The sequence below is a fragment of the Micromonospora sp. NPDC004336 genome (genome assembly GCF_053602615.1).
Window position 1 is genome coordinate 21,393 of the sequence record NZ_JBSGDY010000009.1, and the last position, 16,150, is coordinate 37,542.

A 16,150-nucleotide genomic window follows, 5' to 3' on the forward strand; every position below is an offset into this window, starting at 1 on the left:
GGTCGGCCGGATCCGACGGCGCGGGGGCGCCGGTGCGGCCGGCCCCCACCCCGGCACGGGGGCGGGGGCGGGTGGCGTCAGCCGACCATGCGGTCCGACGGCGGGGTGAACTGCCGGGTGGGTTGGCCCTTGAGGGCGTCCCGCAGCGTCTGGGCCACCGCCTGGATCGGAATCTGTGACTGGCCGTCGCCGACGGCGTTGAACGGGTTGTCCGGGTCGGAGATGAAGCTGGCCGCCGCCAGTTCCGGGGTGTAGCCGACGAACCAGGCCGACCGGGTGCTGTCGGTGGTGCCCGTCTTGCCCGCGACCGGCCGGCCGACCGTCCCCCGGACGCTGTCGGCGGTCGACCAGCCGCCGCAGCCGCCCCGGGCCGGGGTGTCGCCGGTCGGGCACCGGGCGGCGTCGGTGGCGGCCCGGGCGGCGTCGGCGTTCACCACCTGCCGGCAGCGCGGCTTGGCGACCTCGCGTTCGATGCCGGAGGCGGTCTTCCAGGTGGTCGGCGTGCCGTCCCGGTTGTAGATCGCCTGCACCGGGATCGCCTCGCAGTACCGGCCGTCGGCGGCGATGGCCGCGTACGCGTTGGCCATCTCCAGCGGCGTGGCGTCGGAGACGCCGAGGGTGAACGCGCCCCACTTCTTCACCTTGGACGGGGACGCCTGTTCCTTGTCGACGTCCGTGCGCCAGCGCAGCCCGAGCTGCTCGGCGAGGTGGACCGCCTTGTCCGCGCCGACCTGCTCCTCCAGCCACACGAAGTACGTGTTGACCGACTTGCCGAAGCCGGACCACATGGTCTGGGTGCCGGTCATCGCGCCGCTGGCGTTGGACGGCGCCCAGCCGTCGTAGACCTCGGAGCGGTAGCGGTACGGGGCGTTGAACGAGGTGGACAGCGGCATGCCCGCGTCGAGCGCGGCGAGCATCGGGAACATCTTGAACGTCGAGCCGGCCTGGTAGCCCGGCAGGTCGCCGCCGCCCAGCAGGGGCGCCACCGTGTTGGGATAGTTGGCCTTGACGTTGGGCCCGGCCTCGGGGTTGGAGCTGGGCCCGTTCTCCTCCAGGTCCAGCGAGTACGTCCGGTTGACCGCCATCGCCTTGACCCTGCCGGTGCCGGGCTCGGAGACCACGATGCCGTTGGCGAAGGGGCTGCCCGTGTTCTCCTTGGTGCCGACGTTCTTCTCGGCCGCCTCCTGGATCTTCGGGTCCATGCTGAGCACGATCCGGTAGCCGCCCCGGCGCAGCTTGTCCATCCGCTCCAGGCGGTTCTCCCCGAACGCGGGCTGCGCGCTCCACCAGTTCTTCAGGTAGTCGCAGGCGAAGCCCCAGCTGTTCCACTTCTCCGGCACGGAGGCGCAGTCGTTCGGCGGGTAGGTCAGCTTGAGCCGGATCGGCTCCGTCCTGGCCTGCGCCGCCTCGTCCGGCGAGAGGTAGCCGAGCTGGGCCATCCGGTCCAGCACGTAGTTGCGCCGGCCGGTGGCTTCCTTCTGGTCGGAGCTGGCCGGGTCGTACTCGGACGGGGACTTCACGAGCCCGGCGAGGGTGGCCGCCTCGACCGGGGTGAGGTCCTTCGGGGGCTTGGAGAAGAAGATCTCGCTGGCCGCGTAGATGCCGTACGCCCGGTGCCCGAAGTAGGCGGAGTTGAGGTAGCGCTCCAGGATCTGCTCCTTGCTCATCTCCTTCTCCAGGTCCAGCGCCATCCGCATCTCCCGGACCTTGCGCAGGCTGGTCTGCTGGGTCGCCTCCTGCACCTCCTTCGGCGTCTTCGCGCTGTCGCGCAGCGCCATCCGGACGTACTGCATGGTGAGGGTGGAGGCGCCCTGGGAGACGCCGCTGGAGCGGGCGTTGGCCACGAAGGCGCGGGCGACGCCCTTCGGGTCGACGCCCCGGTGCTGGTAGAAGCGGTTGTCCTCGGCGGCGACGATGGCCTGCTGCATGCTCGGCGAGATGTCCGCCAGCTTCGTGTACTGGCGGTACTCCTCGTAGAACATCGTCAGCACCGTCTTGCCGTCGGGCGCGTAGACGTACGACGTCTCGGCGGGCAGGGCGGTGGTGAGGATCTTGGTCTTGTGCTCCATGGCGTGCGCCGTGACCTTGGCGCCGAGGCCGGTGGCGGCGGCCACCGGATAGGCCACGGCGGCGACCACGATGCCGGCGATCAGCCCGGCGCGGAGAAGGGGGACGAGACGACCAGCGGCAGCAAGGGGTCGGTTGCTCACCCGCTCAAGTTATGACATTTCCGATTCATACCTGAGAAATATTCATAAACTCCGGCGTGGTGACGCGGCCCACGCCGCGATCCGCTGTCCCGTACGCCGGCTTCCCGGCAGGATCGCGGACATGCGTGGTCAGCCGACCGAGACCCTGCCCGACGGGGCGCCCGAAGCCGGGCACGCGGGGGCCGCACGCGGTCCAGCCGGGCCCGAGCCCGGCGACGGTCCCCGTGCCGACCCCGCCCCGCCCGGGGCCGACGGCTCCCGACCCGGCCCCGCCGGCCCCGACCTCGCCCATCACGGCGACGCCGAGGTGGGCGAGGGGCTGGTCGACCTCGCCGTCAACGTGCGGCGCGACGCCATGCCGGACTGGCTGGCCGACCCGGTCACCGCCGCGCTCGGCGACCTCGCCGCCTACCCCGACCCCCGGCCGGCGCGGGCCGCCGTCGCCGCCCGGCACGGCCGCCCGCCGGCCGAGGTGCTGCTGACCGCCGGCGCGGCCGAGGGCTTCGTGCTGCTCGCGCGGGCGCTGACGGGCGTACGCCGCCCGGTGGTGGTGCACCCGCAGTTCACCGAGCCGGAGGCGGCGCTGCGCGCGGCGGGGCACCAGGTGGAGCGGGTGCTGCTCGACGCGGCCGACGGCTTCCGGCTCGACCCGGCCCGGGTGCCCGCCGACGCCGACCTGGTCATGATCGGCAACCCGACCAACCCGACGTCGGTCCTGCACCCCGCCGCCGACCTGGCCGCGCTGGCCCGGCCCGGCCGGGTGCTGGTGGTCGACGAGGCGTTCGCCGACACCACCCTCGCGCCGGGGGTGCCCGGGGAGCCGGAGTCGCTGGCCGCCCGGCGGGACCTGCCCGGCCTGCTGGTCGTCCGCAGCCTCACCAAGACCTGGGGGCTCGCCGGCCTGCGGATCGGCTACCTGCTCGGCGAGGCCCCGCTGCTGGAGCGGCTGGCCGCCGCCCAGCCGCTGTGGGCCGTCTCCACCCCCGCCCTGGCCGCCGCGTCGGCCTGCGCCACGCCCGTCGCGGTCGAGGCCGAGCGCGCCATCGCCGCCCGGCTCGCCGCCGACCGCGACCACCTGGTGGCTCGCCTGTCGGCCCTGCCCGGCGTACGCGTCGCCGGCCGGCCCGCCAGCGCGTTCGTGCTCGTGCACCTGCCCGGGGCCGCCGAGGTGCGCACCGCCCTGCGCCGGCGCGGCTGGGCGGTGCGCCGGGGCGACACCTTCCCCGGTCTCGGCCCGGACTGGCTGCGCGTCGCCGTGCGCGACCCGGCCACCACCGACGCGTTCACCGAGGTACTGGCGGAGATCCTGGAGGCATGATGCTGGAGACCACGATCGCGGCGATCCGGCCGCCCGACGAGCCGGCGATGGCCGCCGCCCGGGAGTTGCAGGGGCGGTTGACCAAGCCCGCCGGTTCGCTCGGCGCCCTGGAGGAACTCTCCGTACGCCTCGCCGGCCTGGCCGGGCACTGCCCGCCGCCGGTGCCGGAGCCGGCGGCGGTCGCGATCTTCGCGGGCGACCACGGCGTGCACGCGCAGGGGGTGACGCCCTGGCCGCAGGAGGTGACCGCGCAGATGATCGGGAACTTCCTGGCCGGCGGCGCGGTGGTCAACGCGTTCGCCCGGCAGGCCGGCGCCTCGGTCACCGTGGTCGACGTCGGCGTGGCCACCCCGCTGCCGTTCGCCGCCGACCGGACGGACGCCGTCGACGCCCGGCCCGCCCGCGACGTGCCCCGGCTGGTGGCGGCGAACGTCCGGGCCGGCACCCGGGACCTGGCGGTCACCGCCGCGCTCACCCGCGACGAGGCCCGGGCGGCGGTGGAGACCGGCATCCGGACGGCCGGCGAACTGATCGACGCCGGCGCCGGCATCCTGCTCACCGGGGACATGGGCATCGGCAACACCACCCCCGCCGCCGCCCTGGTCGCGGCGTTCGCCGGCCTCGACCCGGCGGAGACGACCGGCCGGGGCACCGGGGTCGACGACCCGACGTACGCCCGCAAGGTGGCCGTGGTGCGTGCCGCGCTGCACCGGCACGCCCCCGACCCGGCCGACCCGCTGGGCGTGCTGGCGGCGGTCGGCGGCCTGGAGCACGCGGCGCTGGCCGGGCTGATCCTGGGCGCCGCCGCCCGGCGGACCCCGGTGCTGCTGGACGGCGTCATCGCGGTCTCGGCGGCGCTCGCGGCGGCGGCCTTCGCGCCGCACGCCGTGGCCGCCATGGTGGCCGGGCACCGCTCCGCCGAGCCGGGCGCCACGGTCGCGCTGCGCCGGCTGGGGCTGGAGCCGCTGATCGACCTGGGGCTGCGCCTCGGCGAGGGCACCGGCGCGCTGCTCGCCCTGCCGGTGGTCACCGGCGCGGTCCGGGTGCTGCACGAGGTCGCCACCTTCGACTCGGCGGGGGTGGCCGAGAAGTGAGCGGGCGGATCCTCCGGCGCGCCGGCGGGCCACCCCGCCCGGCCGGGAAGCGGCGCGGGGCGAACGCGTGACCGGCAACCCGTACCCCCTCGGCCTGCGGCTCGCCGGCCGGCGGGTGGTCGTGGTGGGCGGGGGAGCGGTGGCCACCCGCCGGGTGCCGGCGCTGCTGGACGCCGGCGCGGACGTCCTGCTCGTGGCCCCCGAGCTGACCCCGGCGCTGCGGGCCCACGTCGACGCCCGGCGGCTGCGCTGGGAGCCCCGCCGGTTCGCCCCCGACGACCTGGACGGAGCCTGGCTGGTCCAGGTCGCGGTGGACGACCGGGTCGCCGCCGCGTCGGTGAGCGCGGCCGCCGCCGAGCGCCGGATCTTCTGCGTACGCGCCGACGACCGGGCCGCCGCCACCGCCTGGACCCCGGCGGTGACCCGGCACGGGCCGGTGACCGTGGCGGTGCTGGGCGGCGGCGACCCGCGCCGGGCGATGGCCGTCCGCGACGCGATCCGCGACCTGCTGAGCCTGCGCACGGGCACCCTGTCGCCGCCGGCGGTGGCGGAGGGTCCCCTTCCGCACGCGCGGGGCGGGCGGGTCGCGCTGGTGGGCTCCGGGCCCGGTGACCCGGAGTTGATCACCGTCAAGGGCTGGCGACTGCTCACCGGCGCGGACGTGGTCGTCGCCGACCGGCTGGTGCCCGGGCTGCTCCTCGACGAGCTGCGCCCCGACGTCGAGCTGGTGGACGCCTCCAAGATCCCGTACGGCCCCTCCCGCACCCAGGAGGAGATCAACCGGATCCTGGTGGACCGGGCCCTGGCGGGGAAGGTCGTGGTCCGGCTCAAGGGCGGCGACCCGTACGTCTTCGGCCGGGGCGGCGAGGAACTGCTGGCGTGCGCGGCGGCCGGCGTGCCGGTGACCGTGGTGCCCGGCGTGACCAGCGCGATCTCCGTGCCGGCGGCGGCCGGGGTGCCGGTCACCCACCGGGCGGTGGCGCACGAGTTCACCGTCGTCTCCGGGCACGTCGCGCCGGACTCGCCCGCGTCCCTGGTGCGCTGGGAGGCCCTCGCCGGCCTGCGCGGCACCCTGGTCGTGCTGATGGGGCTGAAGAACCTCGCCGCGATCGCCGGGACCCTCGTCGGGCACGGCAGGGATCCGGCCACCCCCGTTGCCGTGGTGCAGGAGGGCACCACCGGCGCGCAACGCGACCTGCGGAGCACCCTTGGGGCGGTCGCCGCCGACGTGGCCGCGGCCGGCCTGCGCCCGCCGGCCGTCGTGGTGATCGGCGACGTCGTCACCGCCCTCGACGGCGCCGCCGAATGACCCCGCCCCGGGGCCGGTGCGACGGACGGCGGCCCCGGGCCGGGTGACCCGGAAGACGCGGCGGCGGCCCGGGCAGGGGATCTGTGAGACGCGGCGACGGCCCGGCCGGGGGGCCCGGGAGACGCGGCGGCGGCCCGGGCCGGGTGGCTCGGGCCGCCGTCGGCGCCGGTCAGGTCACTGCTTGAGCATGTTGTCCAGCAGCAGGGCGCAGCGGATCAGCCCGAGGTGGCTGTAGGCCTGCGGGTGGTTGCCCAGCCCGCGCTCGGCCAGCGGGTCGTACTGCTCGGGGAGCAGGCCGGTCGGGCCGGCGGTGTCGACCATCTGGTGGAACAGCTCCTCGGCGTCGGTGCGCCGCCCGGTGCGCAGGTACGCCTCGATCAGCCACGCCGTGCAGATGTGGAAGCCGCCCTCGCGCCCGGGCAGGCCGTCGTCCCAGTGGTAGCGGTAGACGACCGGGCCGCTGCGCAGGTCCGCCTCGATCCGCAGCACCGTGGAGAGGAAGCGCGGGTCGTCGCCGGGGAGCAGGCCCGACAGCCCGATCCACAGCGACGAGGCGTCCATGTCCTCGTCCCCGTACGCCACGCTGTACGCCTCGACGGTCTCGTGCCAGCCGTACTCCAGCACGTTCGCGCCGATCCGGTCGCGCAGCTCCACCCACTCCGGCCGGTCCTCGCCGCCGTGCTGGCGCACCACGTGCAGCGCCCGGTCGACGGTCATCCAGCACATGACCTTGGAGAAGATGTGGTGCCGCGGAGGGAGGCGCGCCTCCCAGATGCCGTGGTCGGGCTCGTGCCAGCGGCGACGGACCGCCTCGACCATGTTCTCCAGCACCCGCCACTCGTCCTCGCGGACCGAGCCCCGGGCGTCGGCGACGGCGGCGATCAGGTCCGCGATGGGGCCGAAGACGTCGAGCTGGAGCTGGTGGTTGGCGAGGTTGCCGACGCGGACCGGCCGGGAGCCGGCGTAGCCGGGCAGGGTGTCGATGACCGCCTCGGCGCCCAGCTCGTAGCCGTCCACCGTGTAGAGCGGGTGCAGCCGCTCGGGGTGCCCGCCGGTGCGCTCCACGCAGCCGTCCACCCAGCGCAGCAGCGCCTCGGCCTCCTCGGTCGAGCCCAGGTCGACGAGCGCCCGCGCGGTCATCGCCGCGTCCCGCAGCCAGCAGTAGCGGTAGTCCCAGTTGCGGACGCCGCCCAGCTCCTCGGGGAGCGAGGTGGTCGCGGCGGCGAGGATCGATCCGGTGGCCTCGTGGCAGAGCCCTCGCAGCGTCAGCGCGCTGCGCGCGACCAGGTCCCGCGCGGTGCTCGGCAGCCGGAGCGAGGCGACCCAGTCCTTCCACGGCTGCTCGGCCAGGGCCTGCCGCTCGTGCACGGGCAGCCGGTGGTGTTCCAGGCTGTGCGTGCCGAAGCGCAGCTCCAGCACGACCTGCCCGCCGGCGGCGGAGAGGTCCACGACCGCCTTGGCCGTTTCGTAGCCGCCGTCGTTGCTGACCTGCCACTCGACCCCGGGGGAGTAGAGCGCGACCGGCTCGTTGGAGCCCAGCACCAGCAGGCCGTCGCCGAGCGGCTGCAGCTGCACCGCGACCTGGCCGAACTCGGGGCGGGGCGCGAACTCCAGCCGGGCCCGGCCGGAGCCGGTGAGCACCCGGACCAGGGTGGAGTCGCCGGTGATGACGCCCGGGCCGTCGGGCGTGGTCTCCCTGGCCGGCTTGTCCAGCCAGTCGGTGACGGTCAGGCCCGACCACCGGGTCTCGACGGTCATCGTGCCCGAGCGGTAGCGCTGGCCGAGCGGGATGCCCCCGCGTTCCGGGGCGACGCTGAAGTGCCCGGCGGGGCTGCCGCCCACGAGGTCGGCGAAGATCGCCGCCGAGTCGGGCTTGGGGTGGCAGAGCCAGGTGACCTTGGCCTCGGGGGTGAGCAGGGCCACCGTCCGCCCGTTGGCCAGCATCGAGTGCCGCTCGATGGGCACCGCCCGCTCGCCGAAGAGCCAGTGCCGGCGGGTCTCCAGCAGCAGGCCGAGGGCGCGGGCGGCCTCGATCGGGTCGGCCACCCGGTAGCCGGCCCTGGTGTCGCCGGGGCCGATCTTGATGCCGACGTCCGGCCCGTGCAGGTTGCCGAAGGCGTTCTCGTCGGTGACGTCGTCGCCGATGAAGAGCACCGCGCTGGCGGAGAGCTGGGTGCGCAGCTGGTCGACGGCGGTGCCCTTGTGGGTCGCCACCACGGAGAGCTCGAAGACCTCCTTGCCCTGGGTGACGGTGACGTCGTCCCAGGTCGCGGGGCCGTTGCGGACCGCCTCGATGGCGGCGGCGGCGACCTGCGGGTCGACCCCGCGGGTGTGCACCGCGACGCTCGCCGGCTTGCGTTCCAGCCGGATGCCGGGGTGGGCCGAGGCGATCTCGCGCAGCGCGTCGCGCAGCCGGGTGCGGACGGCGATCAGCTCCGGGGAGAGCCGCTCGACGAAGCCGATGTCGAACTCGGAGCCGTGGCTGCCCACGAGGTGCACCTCGCTGGGCAGCCGGGAGAGCGCCGCCAGGTCGCGCAGGGCCCGCCCGGAGACCACCGCCACGGTGGTCTGGGGCAGGGCGGCCAGCGCCCGGACGGCGGCCACCGACTCCGGCAGCGGCACCGCCTTGCTCGGGTCCTCCACGATCGGCGCCAGGGTGCCGTCGTAGTCGCAGGCGATCAGAAGCTGGGGCACCCGGGCGATCCGGCCGATGGCCGCGCGCAGTTCCGGGTCCATCGTGCCGGCCGCCGGGGTGACGACGTCGGTGGCGGCGTTCACGCGTCCTCCGCTTGGGGCACACCGAGCTCGGTGAGGAAGGACTTCGCCCAGTGCCCCACGTCGTGGGTGCGTAGGTGGCGTTGCATTGTCCGCATTCTGCGGCGGGCCTCCGGCTTCTCGACGTGCACGGCCCGCAGCAGGGCGTCCTTGACCGCGTCGGGGTCGTGCGGGTTACACAGGAACGCCTGACGCAGCTCGGTGGCGGCGCCGGCGAACTCGCTGAGCACGAGTGCACCGCCCTGGTCGGCGCGCGATGCGACGTACTCCTTGGCTACCAGATTCATTCCGTCTCGCAGCGGGGTCACCATCATCACGTCGGCGGCGGCGTACATCGCGGCCAGTTCAGTGCGACTGTACGACTGATGCAGATAATGCACCGCCGGCACGCCGACCCTGCCGAATTCGCCGTTGATCCGACCCACCTCGCGCTCCACCTTGACGCGGAGGGCCTGGTAGTGCTCCACGCGCTCCCGGCTGGGCGTGGCGACCTGCACCATCACCGCGTCGGGGACTGTCAACTTTCCGTCAGCGAGCAGCTCGCGGAAGGCCTTGAGCCGCAGCTCGATGCCCTTGGTGTAGTCGAGCCGGTCGACGCCCAGGATGATCGTCTTCGGGTTGCCCAGCTCCTCGCGGATCTCCTTCGCGCGGGCCTGGATCGCCGGGTCGGCGGCGAGCCGCTCCATCTCCTTGGTGTCGATCGAGATGGGGAACGCGCCGGCCTTCACCTGGCGGCCGTCGACCTGGATCATCTGCCCCTCGTAGCGCAGCCCGAGCAGGTGCCGGGCCAGCCGGACGAAGTTCTGCGCGGCGAGCCGCTGCTGGAAGCCGACCAGGTCCGCGCCGAGCAGGCCGCGCAGGATCTCGGTGCGGAACGGCATCTGCATGAACAGCTCGATCGGCGGGAACGGGATGTGCAGGAAGAAGCCGATCCGCAGGTCCGGCCGCAGCTCGCGCAGCATCGCCGGGACGAGCTGGAGCTGGTAGTCCTGCACCCAGACCGTCGCCCCCTCGGCCGCGACCTCCGCCGCGGCCTCCGCGAAGCGGGCGTTGACCAGGCGGTACGCCTCGCGCCAGCGGCGCTTGTAGGCCGGCGTCTCGACGGCGTCGTGGTAGAGCGGCCAGATCGTCGCGTTGGACTGGCCCTCGTAGTAGCGCTCCAGCTCCTCCGCGCTCAGCGGCACCGGGTGCAGCCGGATGCCCTCCAGGTCGAACGGCTCGGGAGCGGCGCCGGTGCCGCCGGCCCAGCCGACCCAGGTGCCCTGGTGCTCGGCGAGTACGGGGTGCAGGGCGGTCACCAACCCCCCTGGGCTGCGGCGCCACTGCCGTCCCTCGGGTGTGCTCACCTCGTCGACCGGTAGCCGGTTCGCCACTACGACAAAGGAGCTGCGGACGGTCACGTTCGGCCACCTCCGGGTGCTGACGGGTCAACCGCGAATGAGCGTACTGAGCGTAGCTGCGGCGTCTGGGGCCCCGTGCCGGAGTCACCTACCCGTCCCACGATGGTCCAACCTCCGGCGTGATCTTGTCGACACCCCTTCCCGGAAGCAGGGGTGTCGCGGTGCGTCCGGTGCGTCGGGGCGGGGTGATGTGGGCGCGGCGGCGCGTACCTGTCAGGATTGACGACGGCGTGCGTGCGGCCGGCCGGCGGCCGGCGGCGACGGGCGGAGATCGCAGCCCGCGCCCGCGCCCGCCGACCCCCAGCCGCAACCTACGGAGGTAGCCCACACCGTGGCCCAGTACATCTACGTCCTGGAAAAGGCGCGCAAGGCGCACGGCGACAAGGTCGTGCTCGACAACGTGACGCTGAGCTTCCTGCCGGGGGCCAAGATCGGTGTGGTCGGCCCGAACGGCGCCGGTAAGTCCAGCCTTCTCAAGATCATGGCAGGCCTGGACCGGCCGAGCAACGGCGACGCCCGGCTGATGCCCGGCTACACCGTGGGGCTGCTCGCCCAGGAGCCGCCGCTCAACGACGCCAAGACCGTGCTCGGCAACGTCGAGGAGGCGGTCGCCGAGACCAAGGCCAAGCTGGAGCGGTTCAACAAGATCGCCGAGCAGATGGCCACCGACTACTCCGACGAGCTGATGGAGGAGATGGGCAGGCTCCAGGAGGAGCTGGACCACCTCGACGCGTGGGACATCGACTCCAAGCTCGAACTGGCGATGGACGCGCTGCGCTGCCCGCCGCCGGACGCCGACGTCACCCAGCTCTCCGGCGGCGAGCGGCGCCGGGTGGCGCTGTGCAAGCTGCTGCTGGAGGCGCCCGACCTGCTGCTGCTCGACGAGCCCACCAACCACCTGGACGCGGAGAGCGTCTCCTGGCTGGAGCAGCACCTGGCCAAGTACGCCGGCACCGTCATGGCGATCACCCACGACCGCTACTTCCTCGACAACGTCGCCGGCTGGATCCTGGAGCTGGACCGCGGCCGGGCCGTCGGCTACGAGGGCAACTACTCCACCTACCTGGAGAAGAAGGCCGCCCGGCTGGCCGTCGAGGGCCGCCGCGACGCCAAGATGAAGAAGCGCCTCACCGAGGAGCTGGAGTGGGTCCGCTCCAACGCCAAGGCGCGGCAGACCAAGTCGAAGGCCCGCCTCGACCGCTACGAGGAGATGGCCAGCGAGGCGGAGAAGACCCGCAAGCTGGACTTCGAGGAGATCCAGATCCCGCCGGGCCCGCGCCTGGGCAACACGGTCATCGAGGCGCACAACCTCACCAAGGCCTTCGGCGACCGCGTGCTGATCGACAACCTGTCGTTCTCGCTGCCGCGCAACGGCATCGTCGGCATCATCGGCCCGAACGGCGTCGGCAAGACCACCCTGTTCAAGACCATCGTCGGGCTGGAGCAGCCGACGAGCGGCGACGTCAGGGTCGGCGAGACCGTCTCGCTGTCGTACGTCGACCAGAACCGGCAGGGCCTCGCCGGGGACAAGACGGTGTGGGAGGTCGTCTCCGACGGGCTCGACCACCTGATGGTCGGCAAGGTCGAGATGCCGTCGCGGGCGTACATCGCGGCGTTCGGCTTCAAGGGGCCGGACCAGCAGAAGCCGACCAAGGTGCTCTCCGGCGGCGAGCGCAACCGGCTCAACCTGGCGCTGACGCTGAAGATCGGCGGCAACGTCATCCTGCTCGACGAGCCGACCAACGACCTGGACGTGGAGACGCTCTCCAGCCTGGAGAACGCGCTGCTGGAGTTCCCCGGCTGCGCCGTGGTCATCTCCCACGACCGGATGTTCCTCGACCGGGTCGCCACGCACATCCTGGCCTGGGAGGGCGACGACGAGAACCCGGCGAAGTGGTTCTGGTTCGAGGGCAACTTCGAGGCGTACGAGAAGAACAAGGTCGACCGGCTCGGCGCCGAGGCGGCCCGCCCGCACCGGGTGACCTACCGCAAGCTGACCCGCGACTGATCGTGGCGGACCGGTTCGTCTACCACTGCGCCCTGCGGTGGTCAGACCTGGACGCGTACGGCCACGTCAACAACTCGCGCTTCCTCACCCTCTACGAGGAGGCCCGGGTGGCGTTGATGTTCGCCGGCGGCCGGGCGTGGGGAGTGGGCTCGTTCGCCGACGGGGTCGTGATCCGTCGGCACGAGGTCGACTACCTGCGCCCGGTCGACTACGCCCTCGGCCGGGCGAGCGCGGAGGCCGCCCCCGCCGTGCGCGTCGAGCTGTGGGTGGAGGAGATCCGGGCCGCCTCCTTCACCGTCGCCTACGAGCTCTACGACGGCGAGGTGCTGGCCAGCCGGGCCCGCTCGGTGCTGGTGCCGTTCGACCTGACCCGGCAGGCGCCGCGCCGGGTCACCCCGCAGGAGCGCGAGTTCCTGCTCTCGTACGCGCCGCAGGGCGGGCCGGCGTGACGGCGCCCGGCGGTCCGGCGCGGGTCCCGGTGGATCCGGCCGGCGGCGCGCACGGGATCGCGGACGTGGCCGACGCGGGCGCCTTCCTGGCCCGCCTGGTCCGGCTGGATCGGGACGCGCCGGTGCGGCTGCGGCCCACCGGCGCGGCGGGCCGTACCGCCCTCTGGGGGCGCCTGCCGTGGGGCGTGCTGGTGGTGCGCACCGTGGCCGGCGAGGGCGCCGGCGACGTCACCGTCGCGGCCGGCGAGCTGCTCGGCGAGCTGGCGGCCGGTGGCGGGAGGCTGCCCCGGCGTCGGGACGAGCGGTGGCGCTGGCCGCTGCCGCCCGGGGCCGGCCGCCGGGTGGAGACGCTGCCGGCGGGGGAGCTGCGGCGCATCGCCGACGCCGCGGCGGGCACCCTGCGCGACGCCGCCGCGCACGGCGTGGCGGGCCGCGCCGTCGGCCAGCGGGTGCTGCGCGACGCGCTGCTCGACCACGTGCCGGTGGTGGTCATTCCCGACGACGCGCCCGGCGAGCCGGTCGAGGTCACCCAGCGGCTGGTCCAGGGGGTGGTCCGGATGGGCTTCCTGGGTGCCGCCGAGGCGGGCCCCGGCGCCGCCGGGGCGGGCGATGTCCAGGTGCGTACGGTCGGTCGTTGGGTCGGACTCGTGGGACCTTACGGAGCGGCCTGGTCGCAGACGGCTACGGATCTTGCCGTAAGGCCCCTCTGAGGTCATCCGTTCGGATGACCCGTGGTCATTCTTCTGTCCTGGGGCTGTCGTTGGGGGGGTGCCTCAACCCGGCTGTCCGGGTACCGTCCATCCTCGGATCCAACGCACCGTAGGCGTCTGGATCCGCTGGGGAGTGAGGTGCGCGAACGATGCCGTGGTGGTCATGGCGCCCCGGTCCCGCCAACGGCGGCGGCGATCCGGAAAGTCGGAGCGGGATCACAGTGGAGGGCACCGTCCGGGTCGGACCACCGGCCCCCCGTCAGCCGGGCGACGACTGCCCACCGGTCGAGCGGCCGGTGATGGCGGACATGCCGGCCACCGTCGAGCCGGTCACCCTGCGTCGCGTCTGCGACGCCCTCGACCTGCTCGACGTCCGCTACCTGGCGGACGGCGACGGAAACCTGCTGGCCATGTGGGAGCGGCACGCGGTGCTGGTCACCCTGGAGGGCCCCGAGGACGAGATCCTGGTGATGCGGGCACGTCCACACGCCACGGTGCCGCCCGACTGGGCCGACCGGGCCTACCGGGTGGTCAACGAGTGGAACCACACCCGCCGCTTCTGCAAGGCCTACGTCGGCGACCCGACCGAGCGCGGCCAGCTGCCGATCTACGCGGAGCTGCAGGTGCCGTTCGGCGCCGGGGCGCACGACGCGCTCCTGGTCGAGATGCTCGACTGCGGCGCGGCCGTGGCCACCAGCTTCGTGGACTGGCTGCACGACGAGGGCGCCCTGCTCTGAGCCGGCCGCCCGTCGCGCGTCAGGCCGGCCCGGCCGGATCCTCCATCACGTTGACCATGAAGTACGCGGCCCGCTCCAGGTAGTCCCAGAACGCGGCGGCGATCTCCGGCGGCAGGTCGAGACTGTCGACGGCGCGGCGCATGTGGAGCAGCCACGCGTCCCGCTCGGCGACGCCGATCCGGTACGGCGCGTGGCGCATCCGCAGCCGGGGGTGCCCGCGCTGGGCGGAGTAGGTGTGCGGGCCGCCCCAGTACTGCATGAGGAACAGCGCCAGCCGGTCCGCGGCCGGGCCGAGATCCTTCTCCGGATACATCGGGCGCAGCAGCGGGTCGGCGGCGACCCCCGCGTAGAACTCGTCCACCAGCTTGCGGAAGGTGGGCTCGCCGCCTACCGCTTCGAAGAGGGTCATCGACGCGTCGGGACGGTCGGACTCACCTGCGGCATTCACCGTTCCATCCTGCCAGGTGCCGCCCCCGGCGCGGGGGGCGGCGGCTGTGGGTCAGCTCACCGCGTGCCGCTGGTGGCCGGCCTCGCCGCCCGGCCGGCCGCCCAACGGGTCGTCGTCGGGATCGCCCGACGGGCCGTGCCGGTCGCGCCCGGCCGGGCCCGGCCCCGCCGTGCCGGCCCGCAGCGCGGCCTCGTTCGCCGTCTCGGCGGCCTCGATCGCCGCGTCGACCGTCGAGCGGCTCGGCCAGCGCAGGCCGGCGAGCGCCATCAGCAGGACGCCGACCGCGCTCCACACCCCGACCACGACCGGGATCGGGTAGCGCTCGGACAGCAGGCCGGTGACCAGGACGGCCAGGCCCTGGATCACCTGGATGCCGGTGGCCATCACGCCGAAGGCGCGGGCCCGGAAGCCGGTGGGCAGGGCCCGGACGAAGAGCCCGTTGGCCACCGGGAGCATGCCGGCGACCGCGAATCCGCTGGCCGCGGCGAGCAGCGCCACCACCAGCGGCGGCGGGTCGAACAGGGCGGGCACCAGGGCCAGCGGGGAGAGCACCGCCAGCGGCCGCATCAGGCTCAGCCGCCGGTCCGGCCCGAAGGCCCGGCTGACGACCAGGCCGCCGACGATGAAGCCGACGGGGCTGGCGGCCATGATGATGGCCTGGGCGGCCCCGGCGTCCAGGCCGCCGGCGTGCTCGTTGGCCCACGCGGCGGCCAGGCCCTCCGGCACCACCGAGAAGAGCATGGCGGTGAAGACCAGCACGGCGATGGCCCGCAGCACCGGGGTGCCGAACACGATCTGGAAGCCCTGCGCGGTCTCCCGCAGCAGGTGGCTGCGGTGCGCGGCGGTCATCGCCGGCGGCCGGTCGGCAACGCCGAAGCGGACGAGCGCGGCCGACAGGGCGAACGTCGCGGCGTTCACCAGGAGCGCGACCGTCGGGTTGAAGGCGGCGATGGCGGCGCCCGCGAGGTAGCCGACCACCTGGGCCGCCTGGCCGACGCTGCTGTTGATCGACAGCCCCAGCACCAGCCGGTCCCCGGTGAGGATCAGGGGGATCAGCGCGGACTTGGCCGCCTGGCTGGGGGGATTGGCCAGGGTGGTGACGAAGAGCAGCGCCAGGATCAGCTCGACGGGAATGCCGGGGATGGCGATGCCCACCATCATCGCCATCCGCACGAGGTCGCAGGCGACCATGACCTGCCGGTAGCGGTGCCGCTCCGCGAGCGTGGCGAGCAGGGGCCCGCCGACCAGCCAGGGCAGGTAGCTCACCGCGAAGGCGGCGGCGGAGAGCGCGACCGAGCGGGTCTCCTCGTAGACCAGCAGGGTGACCGCGGCCTTGGCGATGTAGTCGCCGATCCAGGAGAGAGCGCTCGCCGAGAAGACGGCGCGGTATTCGCGATCGGCGAACACCTCGCGGAAGGTTGCCGGGCCTTCCGGGGATGGTCGCTCGTCGGGCACCGTCGCCTCCATCGTTCCCCTGGGCGGGCCACTCGTGATGGACGGGCCGGGGAACCGTCGTCAGATCTACGGATCAGCGAGGACGTGATCACGCTCCGGGGGGAGCGCGTGCACCGGATTCTGCCCGATCGTCTGACAACTGGCTAGGGCGAACGGATTGATCGTCGCATCCCCGACTGAACGAACGGACGATACCCGAGGGGCCACCCGGACCGCGACCCCCGCCTATGTCGGACC

General features: G+C 74.0%; 12 protein-coding genes. 7 read left to right on the forward strand and 5 right to left on the reverse strand.

Annotated elements, in window-relative coordinates:
* Positions 1–77: 77 nt before the first annotated feature.
* Complete coding sequence (locus ACWENR_RS03880; protein WP_452275542.1) at positions 78–2,210, reverse strand: transglycosylase domain-containing protein; 2,133 nt, start codon at positions 2,208–2,210, stop codon at positions 78–80.
* A 121-nt stretch (positions 2,211–2,331) separates the two neighbouring features.
* Between ACWENR_RS03880 and cobC the strand changes: the two genes are divergently transcribed.
* From cobC to cobA, 3 genes are all read left to right on the forward strand, one after another.
* The gene (cobC, locus tag ACWENR_RS03885) at positions 2,332–3,528 is read left to right on the forward strand and encodes an Rv2231c family pyridoxal phosphate-dependent protein CobC (RefSeq protein ID WP_452275543.1); all 1,197 of its coding nucleotides are present in this window, start codon (positions 2,332–2,334) and stop codon (positions 3,526–3,528) included.
* Positions 3,528–4,622, forward strand: coding sequence for a nicotinate-nucleotide--dimethylbenzimidazole phosphoribosyltransferase (gene cobT / locus ACWENR_RS03890; protein WP_452275586.1), 1,095 nt, complete (start codon positions 3,528–3,530; stop codon positions 4,620–4,622). Before cobC ends, cobT begins: the two co-directional genes overlap by 1 nt.
* A gap of 67 nt (positions 4,623–4,689) precedes the next feature.
* Positions 4,690–5,931 carry a uroporphyrinogen-III C-methyltransferase gene (gene cobA / locus ACWENR_RS03895; RefSeq protein ID WP_452275544.1) on the forward strand — a complete coding sequence of 414 codons (1,242 nt, stop codon included), beginning with the start codon at positions 4,690–4,692 and terminating at the stop codon, positions 5,929–5,931.
* A 174-nt stretch (positions 5,932–6,105) separates the two neighbouring features.
* Here the strand turns inward: cobA and otsB are convergent, their stop codons facing one another.
* Together otsB and ACWENR_RS03905 are read right to left on the reverse strand one after the other, a co-directional pair.
* On the reverse strand, positions 6,106–8,667 hold the full coding sequence (gene otsB, locus ACWENR_RS03900) for a trehalose-phosphatase (protein ID WP_452275587.1): 2,562 nt from the start codon (positions 8,665–8,667) through the stop codon (positions 6,106–6,108).
* A gap of 38 nt (positions 8,668–8,705) precedes the next feature.
* Entirely contained in the window at positions 8,706–10,106 is a 1,401-nt protein-coding gene (locus tag ACWENR_RS03905) for a trehalose-6-phosphate synthase (protein ID WP_436689105.1), read from the reverse strand.
* 331 nt (positions 10,107–10,437) lie between these two features.
* On the opposite strand from ACWENR_RS03905, the gene ettA reads away from it, so the two are divergent.
* From ettA to ACWENR_RS03925, 4 genes are all read left to right on the forward strand, one after another.
* Positions 10,438–12,114: an energy-dependent translational throttle protein EttA gene (ettA, locus tag ACWENR_RS03910; RefSeq protein ID WP_452275545.1), complete on the forward strand. Its 1,677-nt coding sequence runs from the start codon at positions 10,438–10,440 to the stop codon at positions 12,112–12,114.
* Positions 12,115–12,116: 2 nt separating this feature from the next.
* A complete protein-coding gene (locus ACWENR_RS03915) occupies positions 12,117–12,563 on the forward strand; it encodes an acyl-CoA thioesterase (protein ID WP_452275546.1) in 447 nt (148 codons plus the stop codon).
* Positions 12,560–13,273 (forward strand): hypothetical protein, encoded by a 714-nt coding sequence (locus tag ACWENR_RS03920; protein ID WP_452275547.1) that lies wholly within the window; start codon positions 12,560–12,562, stop codon positions 13,271–13,273. Before ACWENR_RS03915 ends, ACWENR_RS03920 begins: the two co-directional genes overlap by 4 nt.
* A 149-nt stretch (positions 13,274–13,422) precedes the next feature.
* On the forward strand, positions 13,423–14,010 hold the full coding sequence (locus ACWENR_RS03925) for a YbjN domain-containing protein (protein WP_452275548.1): 588 nt from the start codon (positions 13,423–13,425) through the stop codon (positions 14,008–14,010).
* Between the two features lie 19 nt (positions 14,011–14,029).
* Here the strand turns inward: ACWENR_RS03925 and ACWENR_RS03930 are convergent, their stop codons facing one another.
* Together ACWENR_RS03930 and ACWENR_RS03935 are read right to left on the reverse strand one after the other, a co-directional pair.
* Positions 14,030–14,419, reverse strand: a complete 390-nt coding sequence (locus tag ACWENR_RS03930; protein ID WP_452275588.1) for a globin — start codon at positions 14,417–14,419, stop codon at positions 14,030–14,032.
* A 90-nt stretch (positions 14,420–14,509) separates the two neighbouring features.
* The gene (locus ACWENR_RS03935) at positions 14,510–15,925 is read right to left on the reverse strand and encodes an MFS transporter (RefSeq protein WP_452275549.1); all 1,416 of its coding nucleotides are present in this window, start codon (positions 15,923–15,925) and stop codon (positions 14,510–14,512) included.
* Between the last annotated feature and the right edge of the window lie 225 nt (positions 15,926–16,150).

Coding starts and splice junctions, on each gene's coding strand:
- cobC (WP_452275543.1), top strand. CDS start 2,332: ATGCGTGGTCAGCCGACCGAGACCCTGCCCGACGGGGCGCCCGAAGCC.
- cobT (WP_452275586.1), top strand. CDS start 3,528: ATGCTGGAGACCACGATCGCGGCGATCCGGCCGCCCGACGAGCCGGCG.
- otsB (WP_452275587.1), bottom strand. CDS start 8,667: ATGGACCCGGAACTGCGCGCGGCCATCGGCCGGATCGCCCGGGTGCCC.
- ACWENR_RS03925 (WP_452275548.1), top strand. CDS start 13,423: ATGCCGTGGTGGTCATGGCGCCCCGGTCCCGCCAACGGCGGCGGCGAT.
- ACWENR_RS03930 (WP_452275588.1), bottom strand. CDS start 14,419: ATGACCCTCTTCGAAGCGGTAGGCGGCGAGCCCACCTTCCGCAAGCTG.
- ACWENR_RS03935 (WP_452275549.1), bottom strand. CDS start 15,925: ATGGAGGCGACGGTGCCCGACGAGCGACCATCCCCGGAAGGCCCGGCA.